13 protein-coding genes are annotated in these 20,050 nt (G+C 66.5%); 7 read left to right on the forward strand and 6 right to left on the reverse strand.

The genetic code is table 11. The features are described from left to right. The first annotated feature begins 51 nt into the window (after nucleotides 1–51). The 7 genes from J3A66_RS16875 (at nucleotide 52) to J3A66_RS16905 (ending at nucleotide 12,736) form a co-directional block, all read left to right on the forward strand. Nucleotides 52–825, forward strand: a complete 774-nt coding sequence (locus J3A66_RS16875; protein WP_245336852.1) for an A24 family peptidase — start codon at nucleotides 52–54, stop codon at nucleotides 823–825. Beyond that, complete coding sequence (locus J3A66_RS16880) at nucleotides 822–1,265, forward strand: hypothetical protein (RefSeq protein ID WP_052380969.1); 444 nt, start codon at nucleotides 822–824, stop codon at nucleotides 1,263–1,265. Before J3A66_RS16875 ends, J3A66_RS16880 begins: the two co-directional genes overlap by 4 nt. A 100-nt stretch (nucleotides 1,266–1,365) precedes the next feature. Next, a complete protein-coding gene (locus J3A66_RS16885; RefSeq protein ID WP_348634070.1) occupies nucleotides 1,366–3,537 on the forward strand; it encodes a BamA/TamA family outer membrane protein in 2,172 nt (723 codons plus the stop codon). Next, nucleotides 3,537–7,793, forward strand: coding sequence for a translocation/assembly module TamB domain-containing protein (locus J3A66_RS16890; RefSeq protein ID WP_209570099.1), 4,257 nt, complete (start codon nucleotides 3,537–3,539; stop codon nucleotides 7,791–7,793). The genes J3A66_RS16885 and J3A66_RS16890 overlap by 1 nt, the downstream gene beginning before the upstream one ends. Before the next feature lie 721 nt (nucleotides 7,794–8,514). Beyond that, a complete protein-coding gene (locus tag J3A66_RS16895) occupies nucleotides 8,515–9,804 on the forward strand; it encodes an EAL domain-containing protein (RefSeq protein ID WP_245336853.1) in 1,290 nt (429 codons plus the stop codon). Further along, on the forward strand, nucleotides 9,805–12,279 hold the full coding sequence (locus tag J3A66_RS16900; protein ID WP_209570101.1) for an ATP-binding protein: 2,475 nt from the start codon (nucleotides 9,805–9,807) through the stop codon (nucleotides 12,277–12,279). 64 nt (nucleotides 12,280–12,343) lie between these two features. Further along, complete coding sequence (locus J3A66_RS16905; RefSeq protein WP_031394137.1) at nucleotides 12,344–12,736, forward strand: response regulator; 393 nt, start codon at nucleotides 12,344–12,346, stop codon at nucleotides 12,734–12,736. Nucleotides 12,737–12,758: 22 nt separating this feature from the next. Here J3A66_RS16905 and J3A66_RS16910 read toward each other — a convergent pair whose 3' ends face one another. The 6 genes from J3A66_RS16910 to J3A66_RS16935 form a co-directional block, all read right to left on the reverse strand. Further along, the gene (locus J3A66_RS16910) at nucleotides 12,759–13,913 is read right to left on the reverse strand and encodes a hypothetical protein (RefSeq protein WP_031441344.1); all 1,155 of its coding nucleotides are present in this window, start codon (nucleotides 13,911–13,913) and stop codon (nucleotides 12,759–12,761) included. Between the two features lie 68 nt (nucleotides 13,914–13,981). Then, nucleotides 13,982–15,079, reverse strand: a complete 1,098-nt coding sequence (gene lptG, locus J3A66_RS16915; protein ID WP_031394135.1) for an LPS export ABC transporter permease LptG — start codon at nucleotides 15,077–15,079, stop codon at nucleotides 13,982–13,984. Beyond that, nucleotides 15,076–16,269 carry an LPS export ABC transporter permease LptF gene (lptF, locus tag J3A66_RS16920; RefSeq protein WP_031394134.1) on the reverse strand — a complete coding sequence of 398 codons (1,194 nt, stop codon included), beginning with the start codon at nucleotides 16,267–16,269 and terminating at the stop codon, nucleotides 15,076–15,078. The genes lptG and lptF overlap by 4 nt, the downstream gene beginning before the upstream one ends. Nucleotides 16,270–16,384: 115 nt before the next feature. After that, on the reverse strand, nucleotides 16,385–18,274 hold the full coding sequence (locus J3A66_RS16925) for an ATP-binding protein (protein ID WP_192003107.1): 1,890 nt from the start codon (nucleotides 18,272–18,274) through the stop codon (nucleotides 16,385–16,387). A 124-nt stretch (nucleotides 18,275–18,398) separates the two neighbouring features. After that, nucleotides 18,399–19,661 carry an aminotransferase class I/II-fold pyridoxal phosphate-dependent enzyme gene (locus tag J3A66_RS16930; protein WP_031394131.1) on the reverse strand — a complete coding sequence of 421 codons (1,263 nt, stop codon included), beginning with the start codon at nucleotides 19,659–19,661 and terminating at the stop codon, nucleotides 18,399–18,401. 135 nt (nucleotides 19,662–19,796) lie between these two features. Beyond that, nucleotides 19,797–20,042: an acyl carrier protein gene (locus tag J3A66_RS16935; protein ID WP_031394130.1), complete on the reverse strand. Its 246-nt coding sequence runs from the start codon at nucleotides 20,040–20,042 to the stop codon at nucleotides 19,797–19,799. Nucleotides 20,043–20,050 lie beyond the last annotated feature (8 nt).

The following is a 20,050-nucleotide window of genomic DNA, read 5'->3' on the forward strand; positions in this document are numbered from 1 at the left end:
GCTCGCCGGGATCGGCTTGACGGCGCGGGACGTGCCCGGCACGCGCGGCGGATGATCGACGCCATGCCCGTGCCGAGCCCGATGATCGCCGCGGCGGCGCTGGGCGTGCTCGGGGCGATCGTCGGCAGCTTCATCGCCGCGCTGGTGATTCGCTGGCCGCAGGACCGGTCGGTCGTTCACGGGCGGTCGGCGTGCGATGCGTGCGGGCGGACGCTGACCGTGATCGATCTCGTCCCGCTCGTCAGTGCACTGCTGCTGCGCGGCCGGTGTCGGTCTTGCGGTGCGCAGATCGATCCGTTGCACTGGCGGATCGAGGCGTGCGGGCTGGCGATCGGTATCGCTGCGGGGCTCGTCGCGCCGGGGCAGGCGGCCTTGTGGGGCGCGGTCTTTGGCTGGCTGTTGCTGGCGCTCGCCGCGCTCGACCTCGTCGCCTTCTGGCTGCCCGACCGCCTGACCCTCTTGCTCGCGCTCGGCGGTGCGGCGGGCGGTGTCGCCGGACTGGCGCCCGACGGAGTCGACCGGCTTATCGGCGGGGTCGCGGGGTTCGCCCTCCTTTGGGCGATCGCGGCGGGCTATCGCCGGATCCGCGGACATGACGGGATGGGCGGCGGCGATCCCAAGCTGTTCGGTGCGATCGGGCTGTGGCTCGGCTGGCAGATGCTGCCCGCCGTGTTGCTGATCGCCAGCATGGTCGGGCTCGGCGCGGTGCTGACGATGCGCGTCGGCGGCAAACCCGTGACCGGGCAGACCGCGATGCCGTTCGGCGCATTGCTGGCGATCGCGGCTTATCCGGCCTGGCTCTTCATGATAGCGTCGGGCGGATGATGCTATTGCTTATCGCCGCGGCCGTGCAGGCCGCCACGCCCGCCAAGACGGTGCCCGGCGACACCACCAAGGCTCCCGCGACGCTCGGTCCGATCGGCAAGCAGGCGATGCCCGCACGGGGATGCGCAGCGTATCTCTGGTCGACGGGCGACCGCGCGCTGGTGGCGATGGCGACCGCCGACTCGGCTCGGCTGCGTCTCGCGGTCGACGGCAAGCCGGTCGATTATGCGCGAGTCGACGAGGCCGGGCCGGGTGGCTACGGCTTTGCCGGGGTGACGACCTATCGCGGGGGCGACCTGACCGTCGCGCTCGACATGACGATCGTCACGCGCGAGGATCTGGCGTCCGGCGCGATGGTACCCAATGCGACGCTACGGCTTGAGCGGCCGGGCCGCGACACCATCGTCCTTCCGGTGGCCGGCATGATCGGCTGCGTGTGAATCGCCGGATGACGGAAACCAACCCAAGTTTCGTGCGTTGCGAGGGATTAACGGGGATGAATCGAACGCGGTCGCCCTTCGAAAGGGGATCGTGTTTCCTGTGACGAGTTCGACAAGACGGCACTATTGGCTCGCGATCGCTCTGGCGGCGAGTGTGGCTGCTCCCGGCGAAGCCCAGCTGGCAAAGCCCGGTACCGCGCCAGCGAAGGGGCCCGACGCGCCCACCGCCGAGCAGCGATCCGACACAGGCGTCGCCGATCCCAAGGGCAATGCGCCGATCGTTCCCGACGCGGAATTCAACCAGGCGCTGCCGCCGCTTTCGAATGACATCAACGCACCGCTCGAACCGATGGCGAGCGAGACCGCGCCCGTGACACCCGCGACGGATGTGACCCCCGCGACGACCGCGTCGGGCGCCGTCTTGCCCCCCACCGGTCCCGAAGATCCGCAGCTGGTCGTGCCGCTTCCCGCGCTCGCGAGCTACGACACGGCGCCGCTGGCGACCGCTGCGGACATCAAGGACAAGGATGCGCCCGAGATTCGCTATGATGCGGAGATCAAGGGTCTGGCCGATGCGGGCGACGGGCTCGAGGCGCGCTACAAGGCCCTGTCCGCGCTGAAGGGTGGCGGCAAGGCGGCCAACACGACGCAGGTTTCGGCGCGCGCGAAGGAAGACGAGGCGCTGGTCGTCCGGCTGCTGAAGTCGCTCGGCTATTATGACGCGACCGCAGTCTCGACGATCGAAACCGTGCCCGAAAAGCCCGGCCGGCTGAAGGCAATCGTCAGCGCGCAGCCGGGGCGGCTCTACACGCTCGGCTCGATCGACGTGAAGACCGCGCAGACCATTCCGCCGGATCTGGTGCGCAGCCAGTTGCCGCTGAAGGTCGGCGATCCGATCCAGGCGGACCGGATCCAGGGGGCGGAGGCCAATGTCTCGCTGATGCTGCCGCAGATGGGCTATCCCTTCGTCAAGGTCGGCGAGCGCGACATCCTGCTCGACGACGAGGCGCAGGTCCCGACCGGTGCCTATACGCTGCCCGTCGATACTGGGCCGCGCGCCTCGTTCGGGCAGTTGCGCACCGAAGGCGACGCAGTGTTCGATATCGAGCATCTGAACGTCTTTCCGCGGTTCGAGGAAGGGCAGCTCTACGACAACCGGATGACCGACGACCTGCGCGACGCGCTCGTCGCGACCAGCCTGTTCCAGAGCGTTTCGGTGGTCCCGCAGCGGACTGGCCGCACCAACCCCGACGGCACCGAGCAGGTCGACCTGCTGGTCCGGCAGGAAAAGGGCCCGGCGCGCACGCTGGGCGGCAATGTCGGCTTCTCGACCGGGCAGGGCTTCCGCGCCGAGGGCACCTGGCAGCATCGCAACCTGTTCCCCTATGAGGGTGGCCTGCTCGCGTCGGTGATCGCGGGGACGCAGGAACAAGGGCTTGCGGGCACGTTCCGCCGCGCCAATGCCGGGCGTCGCGACCGCACCTTCAGCCTGACGGCGGGGGCCAATCATTCGAACTACGACGCCTACGAGGCGTTCACGACGAGCGTCGGCATCCGCTGGAGCTATGATTCGACACCGATCTGGCAGAAGCCGATCACCTATTATTATGGCGGCGAACTCGTCGGCACCAACGAGAGCGTGTATGACTTCGCGCAGGGGCGAAACGTCCGGCGCACCTACGGCATCGTCGCGCTGCCCGGACAGCTGCTGTTCGATCGCTCCGACAGCCTGCTCAACCCGACCAAGGGCTTCCGCCTGCGTTTGAACGCCAGCCCCGAAACATCGGTGCAGGGCTCGGTCAAACCCTATGTCCGCGCGATGGTCGAAGGGACCTTCTACTATCCCGTGTCGAGCAGCATCGTGATCGCCGGCCGTGCCAAGGCGGGGACGATTCAGGGCGTCGCGCGCGACGACCTGGCGCCCTCGCGGCGTTATTATGGCGGCGGCGGCGGATCGGTCCGCGGCTATGGCTATCAGCGGCTCGGGCCGTTCGATCCCAATGGCGATCCGGTCGGCGGTCGTTCGCTCAACGAGTTTGCGCTCGAGGCGCGCTACCGGTTCGGCGATTTCGGCATCGTGCCGTTCATCGATGCCGGCAACAGCTATGAGAGCAGCACGCCGAACCTGTCGAGCCTGCGCTACGGCGCGGGTATCGGCGGTCGCTTCTACACCAGCTTCGGTCCGATGCGCATCGACGTCGCGACGCCGCTGAACCCACGCGAGGGCGACGGCAAGGTCGCGCTCTACATCTCGATCGGGCAGGCATTCTGATGGCCGAAAACGGCGCACCCCCTGCCGACCAGGGTCCTATCGATCAGGCTGACGACAGCGTCGTAGCCCGGCGGCCGCTCTGGCAGCGGATCCTCAAGGGGATCGTGATTCTGGTCGTCGCGCTGATCGCACTCGTGCTGATCGTGCTGTTCGGAATCAACACCGATCCTGGTCGCCGCCTCGTCGCGGATCAGATCGGTGGCTACACGACCGCGTCGGGCCTCAACATCAAGGTCGGCCGGATTGACGGATCGATCTATGGCGCGATGACGCTCAGCGACGTCCGCGTGTCGGACCCGACCGGTGTGTTCCTCACCAGCCCGAAGCTGCGCGTCGACTGGCGCCCGTTCGCCTTTGCCAGCAACCATGTCGACGTCCGGTCGCTGACCACGCCGCTCGTCACGCTGCAACGCCGTCCGCTGCTTAAGGCAACCCCGACCGATCCCAACGCGCCGCTGCTGCCCGATCTCGATATCGACGTGAACCGGCTGGTGATCGACCGGTTCGTGATCGGCAAGCCGGTGACGGGCCAGACGCATATCCTCAAGATCGACGGCGCGGTCCATATCGCCGACAAACGTGCACAGCTGACGACCAACGCCGCCGCGCTGACGGGCCCCGGCATTGCCGGCGGCGACCGGCTGATCCTCAAGCTCGACGCGGTGCCTGAACAGAACAAGCTCGACGTCAACCTCAAGCTGACCGCGCCCGTCGGCGGCGTGGTCGCGACGATGGGGTCGCTCAAGGCACCGTTGACCGCGACGGTGGACGGACGCGGAAGCTGGGCCGCCTGGCGCGGCCGTGCGGTCGCGACGCTGGGCGGCGGCGAGCTTGCCAATCTCGGCCTGACCGCGAAGAACGGCCATATCGAGGTGCGCGGCGCAACCCGCCCCGGCCTGTATCTCGAAGGACCGGTCGAGCGCCTGACCGCGCCACAGCTCGACGTGTCGATCGACACGACGCTCAACGACCGCAAGGCCGACACGCGCATGACGCTGAAGTCGGATGCGCTCGCGGTCGATGCCGGTGGCCTGATCGATCTCGCCAACAGCCGGTTCGCCAACTTTGCGGTCGATGCCAAGCTTCTGACCCCGGGAGCGATCCTGCCCAATCTGCGCGGTCGCGATGTCACCGCGCGCGTCGTCCTCGACGGGGCGTTCGCGACCCCGACGGTCGACTATAAGGTGCGGGCGGCAACGATCGCCTTTGGCGACATGGGTGTCGAGAACCTCTATGCCGAGGGTCTCGCCCGCGTGAATGCCGACCGCATCCTCCTGCCGATCAAGGCGCGCGCACGTCGCGTGACCGGGCTCAATGCGGCGGTTGGCGGCCTCGCGACCAACGTCGCGATCGACGGGGACTTCGCGATCTCCGGCGTCAACGTCCTGTCGGACAATCTGAAGATTCGTTCGGACAAGATCGACGCGACCGCGGTCGTCGTCGCGAACATGTCGACCGGACGCTATACCGGTGCGCTCAAGGGGCGGGTCAACAACTACCGCGTCGACGGGATCGGCATCGTCAACCTGACGACCGATGCCAAGCTGGTGCCGGGCCCTAATGGCGGGTTCGGCATAACCGGTCGCGTCGTCGCGCAGACCGCACAGATCTTCAACGAGGGCGCGCGCAGCTTCCTCGGCGGCAACGCGATCGTCCGGTCGGACATCGGGTACAGCCCCGAGGGGATCGTGACCTTCCGCAACCTCCGCATGAACGCGCCGCAATTCCGCGTGACGCGCGGCGAGGGGCGGTTCGATCCGGCCACCGGCGCGGTCCTCGTCAACGCGGATGCCTATTCGACCGTCTACGGGCCGCTGTCGGCGCGGGTCACGGGCAGTGCGACGGCGCCGGTCGTCGTCCTGCGCGCACCGCGTCCGGGCGTCGGCGTCGGGCTGGTTAACCTCCAGGCGAGGGTCGTCGGGCGTAACGGGGCCTATGCCGTCGTCGCGAGCGGCGGCACCGATTACGGCCCCTTCACCGCCGATGTGCTGGTTACCCCGGGCACGCAGCTTGCGGTCGACGTGCGCCGTGCGGTCTTCGCGGGCATCGTTGCACGCGGCCGGATCGTGCAGAGTGCGGTGGGGCCGTTCGCCGGTGCGCTGCAGTTCGCGGGGCAGGGACTGACGGGCAATGTCCGTCTCGCCAACCAGGGCGGGTATCAGCGCGCCGATGTCGCTGCGCGGGCCTATGGCGCAAAGATTCCGGGCATGGTCGATTTCACGATCGGCCGCGCGATCGTCGATGCCAGCGCCGTGCTGTATCCCAAGGCGCCCGAGGTGATCGCCGACGTCCAGATCGCCGACATGCGCTACGGCGAGGTCGTGTTGTCCGCCGCGCGCGCAAAGGTGAATTACGTCGGTGGCAAGGGCACCGCTCAGGCGCTGGCGACGGGGTCGAGCGGCGTGCCGTTCCGCCTCGCGATGAACGCCAAGCTGAGCCCCGAGAACTATCTCGTTGCGCTGAAGGGGCAGGCGAACGGCATCGACTTCCGCACGGCCAATCCTGCGCGGATCCAGGCGACGCAGGGCGTCTATCGCCTTTCGCCGACCCGGATCGACTTCGGTCAGGGGACGGCGGCCGGTGCAGCGCGTCTTGCGGGCAGCTATGGCCGCGGGTTGAACGCACAGGCGCGGCTCGACAAGCTCGACCTGTCGGTGCTGAGCGCGCTGATGCCGAATCTCGGGATCGGCGGCACCGCGACCGGCAGCCTCGACTTCGCCCAGGCCAACAGCACTGCGGTGCCGACGGCGAACGTCCGTGCGACGGTGAGCAACTTCACCCGCACGGGAATCGCGGCGGTGTCTGATGCGGTCGACATCGTGTTCGCCGGCACGCTGAATGCCGATGGCGGGACCGGCCGCGCGCTGGTTCGGCGCGGGCCGACGGTGGTGGGGCGCATGGTCGCCAATCTCCGGCCGCTGGGCGCTGGCGCGTCCTGGTCCGAACGGCTCATGGCGGCACCGCTGTCGGGAGGCATCCGGTATAACGGGCCATCGGCAGTGCTGTTCAGCCTGGCCGCGCTGCCCAACCAGCAGCTGTCCGGGCCGATCGCGATCGCGGCGGACTTCTCCGGGCGTGTCCAGGCGCCGCGTCTGAACGGCATCGTGCGGGCCGATTCGCTGACCTATGACAATGAGGTCTACGGCACGCGGCTGTCGCAGATGGCGATCAACGCGCGGTTCAACAACGACCGGCTTGAACTGACGCAGCTGCGGGCCCGGGCCGGCAATGGCAGCGTCCAGGCCCAGGGCAGTGTCGGGCTTGCCGCGGACAGCGGCTTCCCGATCGATCTGCGCGCGACGCTCGACAATGCACAGCTCGCCAAGAGCGACGCGCTGAGTGCGACGACGACCGGGTCGGTGCGGTTCACCTATGGCCGCGATGGCGGACTGCTCAAGGGTGACCTGCAGATCCCGGAGGCGCGCTACGAGATCATCCGCCAGGGTCAGGCGGAGGTGGCCGAACTGACCGGTATCCGCCGCAAGAGCGAGATCCGGCCCGCGCTGCCGACCGATCGTCCGGCACGGCCCGCGCCGCCGAGCCTGATCAAGCTCGACCTGCGGGTGCGGGCGCCGAACCAGCTGTTCGTGTCTGGCATGGGTCTCGAATCGGAATGGGAGATGGACATGCGGATCACCGGCACGTCGACCGCGCCGGTCGTCACCGGTGGGCTCGACATCGTCCGCGGGACCTATTCGTTCGCGGGCAAGCGGTTCGAGGTCAATCGCGGCACGATCCGCTTCCGTGGCGGGGCACTGACCGATCCGGATATCAACATCCAGGCGACGACGACCACGAACAACATCACCGTCGTGATCAACGTCACGGGCACCGGCCAGCGCCCGCAGATCGCCTTCACCTCGACCCCGGCGCTGCCGCAGGACGAGGTGCTGAGCCGGCTGTTGTTCGGGACCAACCCCGAGAATCTCTCGGCAACCGAGGCGATCCAGCTGGCGTCCGCGCTCAATTCGCTGCGCGGATCGGGTGGCGGGCTGAACCCGCTCGGCAAGCTGCGTTCGGCGACCGGCTTCGATCGTCTGCGCGTCCTTGGCGCCGACGAGGCCAGCGGGCGTGGCACCAGCCTTGCGGCAGGCAAGTACCTGACCGACAACATCTATGTGGAGATCGTGACCGACGCGAAGGGCTTCACCTCGACCCAGCTCGAAATTGCCCTGACCAAGGCGCTCAGCCTGCTCTCGTCGGCCGGCGCGCAGGGTGGGACCAACGCCAGCGTGAAATACTCCAAGGACTATTGATCGCCTCATCCCGTGGCGGCGCGGATCGCGCCCGCTACGGGATATTCCCACACGCGAGGCGCGGCACGTAAAGCTCGCCGGGCGATCCTCGCAGCCAGACACAGGTCTGCCCGATGCGGACGCGGGCGCGCTACGCCGATCCATATACTGTGTTGCTGATTTTGCAGGCGGGCTGCTCGCCCTGCGCCCTGGTGCGGATGCGCCGCCCATCTTGTCGGCATGGTGAAGCAGGGCCGCGCCACGCACGCTGCAGCGGTAGCGACCGGTCACATATCCGGACGGCCATGGGGATGGCCCGTCGGCGGCTACCCGTCGGCTTCAGGCCAGAACGGGTCTTAAAACACTATAGTTGAATGGCATTCAAAGTGGCCCGGCGCCAATGGAAGCTTGCCCGCGATACGCGGGTTTTTCCAAAAACGCCGGGCCGGCACCTGTTTACCAGGGGCGCATGTGGTCGCCGTAGATGAGCGAAAGAATGAGCTTCAGCACTTTTTTCTCCCTTGTTCACGCCCGTTAGGACGCAAGGGGAAGTTAACCGGGCGTTAACTTGAATTCAACATGGTTTATTAATCGTTAACCACGTTTACGTGCCAGCATGGGAGGCTTAACGCTATCTTCAGTATCGGCAGCTAGCGTTTAGGGATGATCGACCTCTCGCATATTCCTTTCGGCTGCACGTGCGACTCGCATCGCGGCGGTTATGCGTCTGCGAGGCTGTCGCATGACTGACGTGTCGGATCCCGCGACTATGTCGTGCCTGCCCGTGGCCTTTCATGGCTGGCAATTCGTCATCCTCGCCGAGGTCGCGAATTTCGCAATGCTTCGCCGCCATGTCGGACGCGCGCGCGCGGACACGCTGGTCGGCGATATCGCGCTGCGGATCGCGGCGGTTCTGCCGCAATCGCGTACAGAAATAGCAGCGCGTGATCTGATCGACATCGCGCTTCTGGCGGATCAGCAGAACGAGCTCGACCTCGCGCTCGAGCTGATCGCACATGCCTTCACCACGCCGTTCGACATCGACGGCGAACTTTATCACGTCGAGCTGACGCTGGGCGGCGCATCGGTCCGCGCACCGCAGCACGACGAGGTCCGCCTGATCGAGGAAGCCGAGCTCGCGCTTGCCGATGCCCGGGTCGAGCGCGGACCGATCGCGCGCGACGTATCGGCGGCCAGCGCGTCGCTCGACCGGCTGATGTTGGCGCGCGAGCTGCACAAGGCGATCGGCGGCGACCAGCTGTTCCTCCAATATCAACCCAAGGTCCATCTGCGCCGGCAGGAGATCGTCAGTGTCGAGGCGCTGGTCCGCTGGCGCCATCCGCAGCGCGGCCTCGTACTGCCGAGCGACTTCATCCCGATCGCGGAGGAGAGCCGCGACATCGTTGCGCTCACGCTGTGGACGATCGAGCAGGTGATCGGCGACCAGCGGATCCTGGCGGCGCATGGTCATGAACTGCCGATCTTCATCAATATCGCCGGCGTCTTGCTCGCCGATGCGCGATTCGTACGGCAGGCGTGCGAGATGATTACGTCTAGCGGCGCGCGTCTGGGCTTCGAGATCACCGAGACGTCGGTGATTCGCGATCCGGAAAGCGCGATCCGGAATTTGCAGATCTTCGCGGATATTGGCATCGTGATCGCAATCGACGATTATGGTGCCGGCCTGTCGTCGCTCGCTTATCTCAAGCAGCTTCCCGCCAGCGAGCTCAAAATCGACAAGCTCTTCGTCACGCAACTCACCAGTTCGAACCGCGATCCGCTGATCGTCCGGTCGACGATCGACCTCGCGCACGCACTTGAAATGGAAGTCGTTGCAGAAGGGGTCGAAACGCCCTCGGCGATGGCGCTATTGTCGGTCATGGGGTGCGACATGATTCAGGGATTTCTGGTGAGTCGGCCGATCGGTATCGACGCTCTGCTGCCGTTCCTCGCGGAAGAGCGTCATCTGGCAATCGCCCGCGACGTGCGGTCACCGCTCACGCGGATCGCGGCTGTCCGGAAGACCGGCTGAGTGAACCAGCTGGGTCGGCGGCGGCTAAGCCTTTGGCATGGGCTGCCAGCGATCCTTCTCGCCGTCAGCGCAGTGCCCGCGGCAGCCGGGGCAGAGCCGCTGCCGCAGGTCCGGTTCGATATCGCCATCGGGAATGCCAAGTCGCTGGTGCAGACCGATCCAGGCGAGGCCATCCGCAGGGCATCGACCGCCGAACAGGCCGCCGCCGCCATAGCGGATCCCGAAAGGCGGCAGCTGGCCGTCGCGACCGCGCGCTGGCTGCAGGGGGAAGCGGCGCTGCGGATCGATCGCGACGATCGCGCCGCCGTGCTGATCCACGACGCTCTGGCAACGGTGGTTAGGCTGGATCCCGGTTCGGCGCTGAATGCCGAGATCCTTCTATCCCGCGGGGGCGTTCATGCGACTCGCGCGGAGTTGGCGTCCGCGCTGGCGGACTATCAGGCCGCGCACAATATCTTCCGCACGCTTGGGGACATGCGCAACCGTGCCAAGGCGCTCATGCTGATCGCCACGCTGTACGGCGATGGCAATGACAGCGAGTCCGCCCTCAAATATCTCAGCCAGGCGCTCGACGTCTACCATGGCGACCCGGGCCTGCTCGTGGCGATCTACAATAACCGGGGCTCCTGCTATCAGGATCTTGGCCGTTACGACCAGTCTGTCGCACAGTATCGCAAGGCACTGGCGCTCGCCGAGCAGATGAAGAGCCCGCTGCTGCAGTCCCGCATCCAGGGGAATATCGCGCATGTATTGCTAAAGGCGGGCAAAACCGCAGCCGCGGCAAAGGCGATCGCTGCCAGCCAGCGCCTTGCCATGCAGTCGGAGGCCGCAGTCTGGCGGGTTCAGCTGCTGCCGATCGCCGCCGAAGTCGCCCTCCAACAGGGGAATTTGCCGCGCGCGCTCGCGCTCATCACGCAGCGTTTTGCGGGCGTCGATCTGACGAAGACCAACCTGTCGTATCGGGAGGGGCATCAGGTTGCCTATGCGATCTATAAGGCCCTCGACCGGCCCCTCGACGCGCTCGTCCATCTCGAGGCGCAGAAGCGTCTGGATGATCAGGCGACAACACTCGCCACGAATATGAGCACGGCCTTGCTGGCGGCGCGATTCGACTTCGCGAACCAGGAACTCAAAATTTCCAAACTGCGCGCCGATGAGCTCGAGCGCAGCGTGCGGTACGAGAAGGACCGGGCAAAGACGCAGCGGCTGATGTTCATCGGCGCGATCGCGGCGGTTTCGATCATCATCGGCCTGCTCGCGCTGGGACTCGTGACGATTCGCCGCAGTCGCGATAAGGTGCGCGCCGCGAATGACGACCTCGCGATCACCAACGCGGCGCTCGGCAAGGCGCTTGCGGCAAAGACCGAGTTCCTGGCCACGACCAGCCACGAGATCCGCACGCCGCTGAACGGGATATTGGGCATGACCGAGGTCATGCTCGCTGACTCGCGCCTGACCCCCGACCTGCGCGATCGCCTCGGCATCGTGCGCGGCGCGGGGGCGACGATGCGCGCGCTGGTCGACGACATTCTCGACATCGCCAAGATGGAAACCGGCAATCTGACGATCGAGTTCGCGCCGTTCGATCTGTGCGCCACGGTGACCGATGCTGCGCAGATGTGGGAGGAGCAGGCCCGGTCGAAGGGGCTGTCATTCACGCTCGACATGGCCGACTGCCCCGCCCGGATCATGGGCGACGCCGCGCGGGTGCGGCAGATCGTGTTCAACCTGTTGTCGAATGCGCTGAAATTCACCCGCGTGGGCGCGGTGACGGTGGCGTTGCGGACCGGTGAAGACCGGCTGTGGCTCGACGTATCCGATTCGGGCATCGGCATTCCCGCGAACAAGCTCGACGAGATTTTCGAATCCTTCCGCCAGGCGGATGCCGGAACGACGCGGCAGTTCGGCGGCACCGGGCTCGGCCTGTCGATCTGTCGCAACCTCGCGCGCGCGATGAACGGCGACGTCACGGTCACCAGCCGCGAAGGGCAGGGCGCCACGTTCACGCTCAGCCTGCCGCTGGTCCATGCGGAGGCGATCGCGCTCGGCGACCTGGGGGCCGATCAGGGAACCGGCGCGGCGACGCTGATCGTCGACCGCAATCCGATCATGCGCAGCATGTTCCGGACACTGGTGACGCCGCATTGCGACATCGTCCTGACCGCCGCCTCGATCGACGAGGCTGTTACACTGCTGGCGCAGACGGTCGTCGCGAACATCGTGATCGACGATGCGACGTTGCGCGCCGGTGGCGATCCGGGGCCGGCGCTGGAGCAGCTGACGCGGGCGGCAGGTGATGCCGCGACGACGCTGTTGTGGCCCGCCGATCGGCTCGACGATCCGGCGCTGCTCACGACTGCCATTACACGCATCGTTGCGAAGCCGGTATCGGGTGCGGATCTGGTCGAAGCGATCTTCGCGTCGCCGGTAGTTAAAAACAACGCAATTCCCGATCTTGTCTCGCGGGCGGCTTGATGCGTAAACGCCTATCAATGACGGACAGCGCGCCTCTCCCGGTCGACCCGTCACGGAGGATATGTTGAACATATTGTTCATCGAGGACGATCGGATGAACCGCCGCGTGGTGGGCGACATGCTCGACGTGGCCGGCGCGACGATGGTCGAGGCGGAAAGCGCCGAGCGTGGCCTCGAGATCCTCGACGAGCAGGATTTCGAGATGGTGCTGGTCGACCTGCGCATGCCGGGCATGGACGGGATCACCGCGATCCGTCACATTCGCGCGCGGTCCGACGCCAAGGGCATGGTCCCGATCATCGTCGTGACCGCGGACGTCGCCCCCGACCTTCGCCAGCGCTGCCTTTCCGCGGGCGCCGACGACGTGATCTTCAAGCCGGTCGCGATGGATTCGCTGTTCGACGCGATCGGCCGGATCCTCGCGCGTGAGGCACAGGGCGACGGGCTGATCGGCTGATCACAGGCCGGTCATACGCCCGCTAGAGCGTCTTTTCGTAGACCTGATAGACCTTGTTCATGCGGCTCTCGATCGTCTCGGCGATCGAGCGCATCCCCTGATTGTCGTCGAGGATCCAGCCGATCTCGGCGCGGGTCGCGCCGTAATCCTGCGAGGCGGAACGCCGGATATATTCGATCATCATGAAGGCGAGCTGGCTTGCCATGCGTGACGACTGCAGCTCCCGGACGACTCCCATCAGCGGCACGCGGACCGTCTTCACCTTTGGTTTGCGCAGCCACAGCAACAGCTTGGCCCAGCCAAACGGCAGGAGCGACCCGCGCAGCGGTTTGATCGCCTCGTTCAGGTCGGGCAGCGTGATCATGAACGCGACGGGCTTGCCGTCGACCTCGGCGATCCGGATCAGGTCGTTGAAGACGATCGGCTTGAGCTTGACCCCGACATCCTTGATCTCGGGCGGCGTCAGGGGCACGAACCCCCAGTTGCTCGACCAGGCATCGTTGAGGATGGCTAGGATGATCGCGGCCTCGTCCTCGAACCGCGACTTGTCGACCTCGCGGATGACGATCCGCGGATTCTTCTCGCCCGACTTGATGATCCGCTGGACGATCGGCGGGAATTGCCGCGTGACGTCGACCTCATAGGTCATCAGCCGCTTGACCGGGACCTGGCCCGACCGCTCGACCCAGTCACGATATTCGGGGCGTGCATGCCCCATCATGATCGTCGGCGCGTGATCATAGCCCTCGACGAGGAGACCGGGCTCCTCCCAGATCGACATGCTGATCGGGCCGAGCATCCGCGCCATGCCCTGTGCGCGCAGCCAATCCTCGGCGGCGGCGAGCAAAGCCTGGAACACCGGCTCGCTCTCCGCCTCCATCAGCCCCCATTGGCCGACGCCGGGGCCAAAGCCCTGTTCGGCGGGCATGGTGAGCGCGAGCGTGTCGATATGCGCGGAGATGCGACCGACGACCCGGCCATTCTCCTCGGCGAGGAACAGTTGCGCCTTGGCATGGCTGAACCAGCCATTCTTCTCGGGCGTGATCAGCCCGAGCGCTTCGGTCTTGAGCGGCGGGACCCAGTGCGGATCGTCGCGATAGAGGCCGAAGGGCACATCGACAAAGACCTTGCGATCACGCTTCGTCTCGACCTTGCGGATCGTTATCGTACCGGCCATTGGCTCGCCCCTCAGCGCTTCGTCGTCAGCCGCTGCGGATATCGACGATCACGCGGTTCGTACAGCGGCTATTCCTCGGTCCGGAACAGCACCGCCTCGCCGATCAGGAAGAACAGGAGGAAGGGCGCCCAGGCGGCGAGGAACGGCGGATAGGCGCCGAGATTGCCCATCGCGAGCGCGAAATTGTCCGCGACGAAATAGGCGAAGCCCAGCCCCATGCCGATCACCGCGCGGACGAAGAGCTTGCCCGAGCGAGCGATGCCGAACGCCGCGACCGCGCCGAGCAGCGGCATCAGCACCGAGGACAGCGGTCCCGACAGCTTGTGCCAGAGCGATCCCTCGAGTGCCTTGGTCGGGCGCCCCGCGTCGGCCAGATCGCCGATCGCCGCCTTCAGCGCGCCGAAGGACAGGCTGTCGGCGTCGACGCTCGCGAGCGTGAACTGGTCGGGCCGGACATCGCGCCCGACGACCACCGACCCGAGCGTGGTCAGCGTGCCGCTGGCGACGTCGAACCGCGTCGCGGGGCCGATCTCCCAGCCCCCGGCGACGCGCTTGCCATTGGGGGCGCGGATGATCGAGACGAGGCTTCCACCAGCACGATCATAGAGCGTCACCCCGCCGAGCCGCGTGCCCGCGCCCTTGCCGCGCGTCTGGTTCACCTGGATCAGGTCGTCGCCGTCGCGGACCCAGACATTGGCACGGTCGCCACGGTCGATCGGCATCGCGCCGTAATTGACCTTCTGCCACTGCGACAGGGTGGCGGTGGCGCGCGACACGACGCGGTCGTTGAAGCTGAAGCTGACGATCGCGACGACGAGGCTGGCGATGAGCAGCGGGGCGAGCACCTGATGCGCGGAGAGGCCCGACGCCTTGAGCGCGATGATCTCGCTGTTCTGGTTCATCGTGATCAGCGTCAGGATGGTGCCGAGCAGGACCGAGAAGGGCAGGGCGAAGGCGATGATTTGCGGTGCGCGCAGGCTGACATATTGCCAGACCTGCGCGTCGCCATTCCCCGCCTGCGCCAGGATGTTGCCCGACTCGCTCAGCAGATCGAGCGCCTGGAGCACGAGCACCAGCGCCGCGAGGATGCTGAACGTCCGCGTCATGAACAGCCGGCCCATATAGACCGCGACCGTGCGCGACGGAAAGATCGTGATCCTGCTCATGCCGTCTTCTCTTTGCGGCGCCCGGGCAGCCGGCTGGTGATCGCCTTGCCGATCCGGCCGACGCCGCGCTCGAGCGCACCGATCGGCTCGCCGCCGGGCACATAGGCGATGGTATAGTACATCCACAGGATCAGCCCTGCGAACACCGTGAACGGCACCCAGAGCGCGATCAGCGGGTCGATCCGGCCAAGCTCGCCGACGTCCGCCGCATATTGGTTCACCTTGTGATAGGTGACGATCATCACGATCGACAGGAAGACGCCGAGACCGGACGTCGACCGTTTCGCCGGCACGCCGAGCGCCACCGCCAGCATCGGCAGCAGGAACATCATCGCCACCTCCGCCAGGCGGAAGTGGAATTCGGACCGGCTTGCATCGCGCAGCTCGGGCGTCGCCGCCTCATGCCCCGCACGCGCAAGTTCGGGCAGCGTGAATTCCAGGTTGCGCCCGCCGCGGACGCGGAAGCTCTCGAACTTGGGCAGGTTGATCGGCAGGTCATGGCTGCTGAAGGTCAGCACGCGCGGCGTCTTGAATTCGGGCCGTTCGTGGATCAGCGTCCCGTTGGCGAGACGGAAGATGATGACGTTGGGATCGTCGGTCGCGAGGAAGCGTCCCTTCTCCGCGGTGACGCCGATCCAGTCGTTCTTCGGCGTCTGCGCATGGACGAAGATGCCCGACAGCTCGCGCCCCTTGTCGCGGCTCTGCTCGATCCGCAGCGTCATCCGGTCGCCCAGATGCGTGAATTCACCGACCTTGATCGACGCGCCGAGCGCGCCGGTGCGCAGCTCGAAGCGGAGCCCCTCGTAATAATAGCGGGCGATCGGCTGGAGATAGCCGACAATCAGCAGGTTCGCGATCGCCAGCACGATGGCGAACATATAGGGCACCCGCAGCAGCCGGGTATAGCTCATCCCGACGCTGCGCAGGACGTCGAGTTCCGACGTCGTCGCGAGCTTGCGGAACGCGAGCAGGATACCGAGCAGCAGCCCGATCGGAATCCCGAGGCCGAGATATTCGGGCAGCAGATTGGCGAGCATCCGCCAGACGACGCTGATCGGCCCGCCCTCGGTCGCGACGAAATCGAACAGCCGGCGCATCCGGTCGAGCACGAGCAGCATCGCCGCGATGATCAGCGTCGAAAAGAGCGGGACCGCGATCAGCCGGGCCATGTAGCGATCGATGGATTTCATGAAGCGGGGGCTCTGCGAGCGCCTCGAACGCGAGGCGTGGGGCGGGTCTATATCAGCTTTTCGCGCGGGATATAGGGTCAGGGATATAGGGCGGACGGGGCGGGCCTGTCACGGTCTATTCGGCCGCCATCTGGCGGGGCGGGGTAGGGCGGTCGGTGCCCATCGCCGCCGCGACCGCGCGTTCCAGGCCGCTCAGCGTGAAGGGTTTGCGCAACACCTCATGCTCGCCGAACTCGCTCGTCGCGGCCTCGCCCGCAAAGCCGGTGACGAACAGGATCGCGATGTCGGGGAACAGCGGCCGCAATGCCGCGATCATCTCGGGCCCCGTCTGGCGCGGCATCAGGACGTCGGAAATGATCAGGTCGATCGCGCCGTGACGCGCGAGCATCGCCGCCGCATGGGTCGGGTCGTCACAGGCGACCGGATGATGGCCAAGCTCCTCGAGTGCACCGATCGTCGCGGCGAGCACGCGCGGATCATCCTCGACCACCAGCACGTTCAGCCCTGTCGGCGCGACGGGCTGCACCGGCTCTGGCAGGTCCGCAAACGGCAGAACGGGTTGCGGCTCGATCGCGGGATCGCTGGTGTCGCGCGGCAGATAGAGCGTCACCGTCGTCCCTTCGCCGACCACGCTGGCGATCGCGATCTCGCCGCCCAGCTGCCGGACCAGGCCGAAGATCTGGCTGAGGCCAAGGCCCGTGCCCTTGCCGGTTTCCTTGGTGGTAAAGAACGGCTCGAACACGCGCTCGGCGACGTCCGGCGACATGCCGCTGCCATCGTCTGCGACCGTGATGGTGGCAAAGTCGCCGGCCGGGCAGTCGCCGATCGCGCCCGCGGTCAGCACCGCGGCGCCGGTGGTCACGATCATCGTGCCGCGGCCGTTCATCGCGTCGCGCGCGTTGACCGCAAGGTTGAGCACCGCATTTTCGAGCTGGACGCGATCCGCGCGGACCCGCCAGCCTTCGGAGGCGTCGACCACGTGCAGCGTGATCGCATCGCCGAGCGTGCGGTCGAGCAGGTCGGACATGCCCTCGACCAGCCCCGCAACCCCCATCGTCTCGGGTTTCAGCGAATCCTCACGGCTGAACGCCAGCAGCCGGCGGGTCAGCGCGGCGGCGCGGGTGGCGCCGTCGGTCGCGCTCTCGATGTGCCGCCGTGCGGTCGCCGGATCGCGCGCGATGTTGCGCAGCGCCAGTTCCAGCCCGCCCAGAATGACGGCAAGCATGTTGTTGAAATCATGCGCAATGCCACCGGTCAGCCTGCCGACCGCGTCCATCTTCTGGACCTGGCGCAGCTTGGCGTCCTGTACGCGCAACTCGGCCGTCGCCTGTTCGACCGCGGCGGACAGTTCCTCGGCGCGGCTGCGCTCCATGTCCGCGTCCGCCTGCGCGACCGCCCGGTCGCTGACCGCGCGGATCGTGAACCAGCCAAGCCCGATCGCGCCGAGTACGATCAGCATCCCGAACACCGCCAGCACGCCCGCGATCGAGCTCGAGCGTTCGACCGATGCCATCGCCCGCGACGTCCGGTTGTCGAGCAGCGCCCGCTCGCGCGCGATGAGCCGGTCGAGCGTCCGGTTGATCGCGATCAGCGTCGGGGCGTTGCGGCCCTGGTAATAGCGAGCGAACGCCTGCGAATTCTTGCCGTAATTGGTGCTGAGCGCGGTCATCGACAGCTCGCGGCCGCGGTCTTCATAGGCCTGGCGCAGTTCGGCGATGTGCCCGCGCTGTTCGCCATTGTCGTAGGTCAGCCGCTCGAGCCGGTTGAGCTGCGTCCCGGCCAGGACCCATTCCTCGAAATAGAGCCGGCCCAGCTGTCGGTCGCCGCTGATCACATAGCGGCCGAGCGACGCTTCGGACCGGGCGATCGTGCTCGACAGCGTGCGCGCGAGGATCATCACGTCATAGCTGTGCGCCTGCAGCCGCAACGCACTGTCGCGCTGCCGGTTCGCGCTGCTCAGCGTGGCGATGAGCCCGACCAGAACGGCGGCGCCCAGCAGCGCCATCACGATGAGCGTGATGGTCCGCCAGGTCGCACCGCCCCCAAGGGCTGCCGCGTCGGCCTCGTCCTGCGTCACCCCGCGACGATAGCGTGCGTATTGCTCCCGACGCAATGACAGCGGCCGGCTGCTAGCCGATCACGCCGACGGCGCGACCCGCGTCGCGGAACATGGAGAGGATCGTCTCGACCTGCGCGTCGGTATGTTCGGCGCACAGCGAACAACGCAGCAGGAACGTGCCCGCAGGCGTCGCCGGCGGGCGCGCCATGTTCACGTACAGCCCGCCCTCGAGCAGCGACTGCCAGATTGCGATCGCCTGTTCCTGGTCGGTCAGGATGATCGCGATGATCGCCGAATCCGACGTCTCGGTGCCGAGCTTGAAGCCCATCGCCTTGAGCCCCGCATGCATCGCCCGTGCATTCTTCCAGAGCTGCGCGCGCTTGTCATGCGCGGTCATGAGCTTGCGGATCGACGTCGCGGCAGTCGCGACGACCGAGGGGGGAAGCGATGCGGTGAAGATGTACGGGCGGCAGGCGAAGCGGACCATCTCGAACTTCGGATGGTTCGACACGACGAACCCGCCGACGGTGCCGACCGATTTCGAGAAGGTGCCGACGACGAAATCGACCTGGTCGGTCAGCCCCATCTCCTCGTACACGCCGCGGCCATTGGGGCCGAAAAAGCCCATCGAATGCGCCTCGTCGACCAGCACCATGCAACCATGCTTCTTGGCGACCGCAACCATCTCCTTCAGCGGGGCGATGTCGCCGAGCATCGAATAGACGCCTTCGAGCACCACCAGCTTGCCGGCCTCCTTCGGCAGGCGACCGAGCCGCTTGTCCAGATCGGCCACGTCGTTGTGGCGGAAGCGGACGATCTCGGCATTGCCCTGCTTGCAGCCGTCATAGATCGACGCATGGCTGTCCGCGTCGAGGATGACGTACTCGCCCTTGCCGGCGAGCGTCGAGATGATCCCGAGATTGGCCATGTAGCCGGTCGAGAACACGATCGCGCCGCTCATGTCGTAAAAGTCGCGCAGTGCCTGCTCGACGTCGATATGATCGTGGAACGTGCCGTTGAGCATCCGGCTGCCATTGGTGCCCGACCCGAATTTCTCGAGCGCGTCCTTGCCCGCCTGGATGACGTCGGGGTCGAACGTCATCCCCATATAGTTGTAGGTGCCGAGCAGGATCGTGTCCTTACCGCGGATCACCGCCTGGGTCGGCGACTTGACCTCGTCCATCACGATCGTGAACGGATTGCGCACGCCGGACTTCACCAGCGCCTCGCGTTCGGCGATCAGCCCGTCGAACTTGCTCATCAGATCGCGTTCGGGCGCGACCTCGGGGGGATCGACGGGGAGGGCGTGGGCGGTAGTGGCGGCTTCGGTCATGTTCGGTTCCAGATCAGGACGGTATCGCCCCTTGCCGTTCGCCCTGAGCGAAGTCGAAGGGCCTGTGTCTCATGTGCTTCGACTACGCTCAGCACGAACGGGGGTTATGGGCGAGGGGCAGGGGCGGGCATTGACTCAGGCGGCCTTCAGCTTCGCGACCGCATCGACCAGCTGGCCGACGGTCTCGATCTCGGCCTGCATGTTCATCGTGATGATGATGTCGAATTCATCCTCGATCGCGGCGACGAAATCCATGACGGTCAGGCTGTCCCATTCGAGATCGCCCTGGAAGGTCGTCGCATCGCTCAGCGCGACGCCCTTCTTGTTGAACGGCTCGATCTGCGCGGTGACGGTGTCGTAGATCTGCTGACGGTCGCTCATGCTCTTCC

This window comes from Sphingomonas sp. PvP018 (assembly GCF_017876865.1).
Classification (GTDB): domain Bacteria; phylum Pseudomonadota; class Alphaproteobacteria; order Sphingomonadales; family Sphingomonadaceae; genus Sphingomonas; species Sphingomonas aerolata.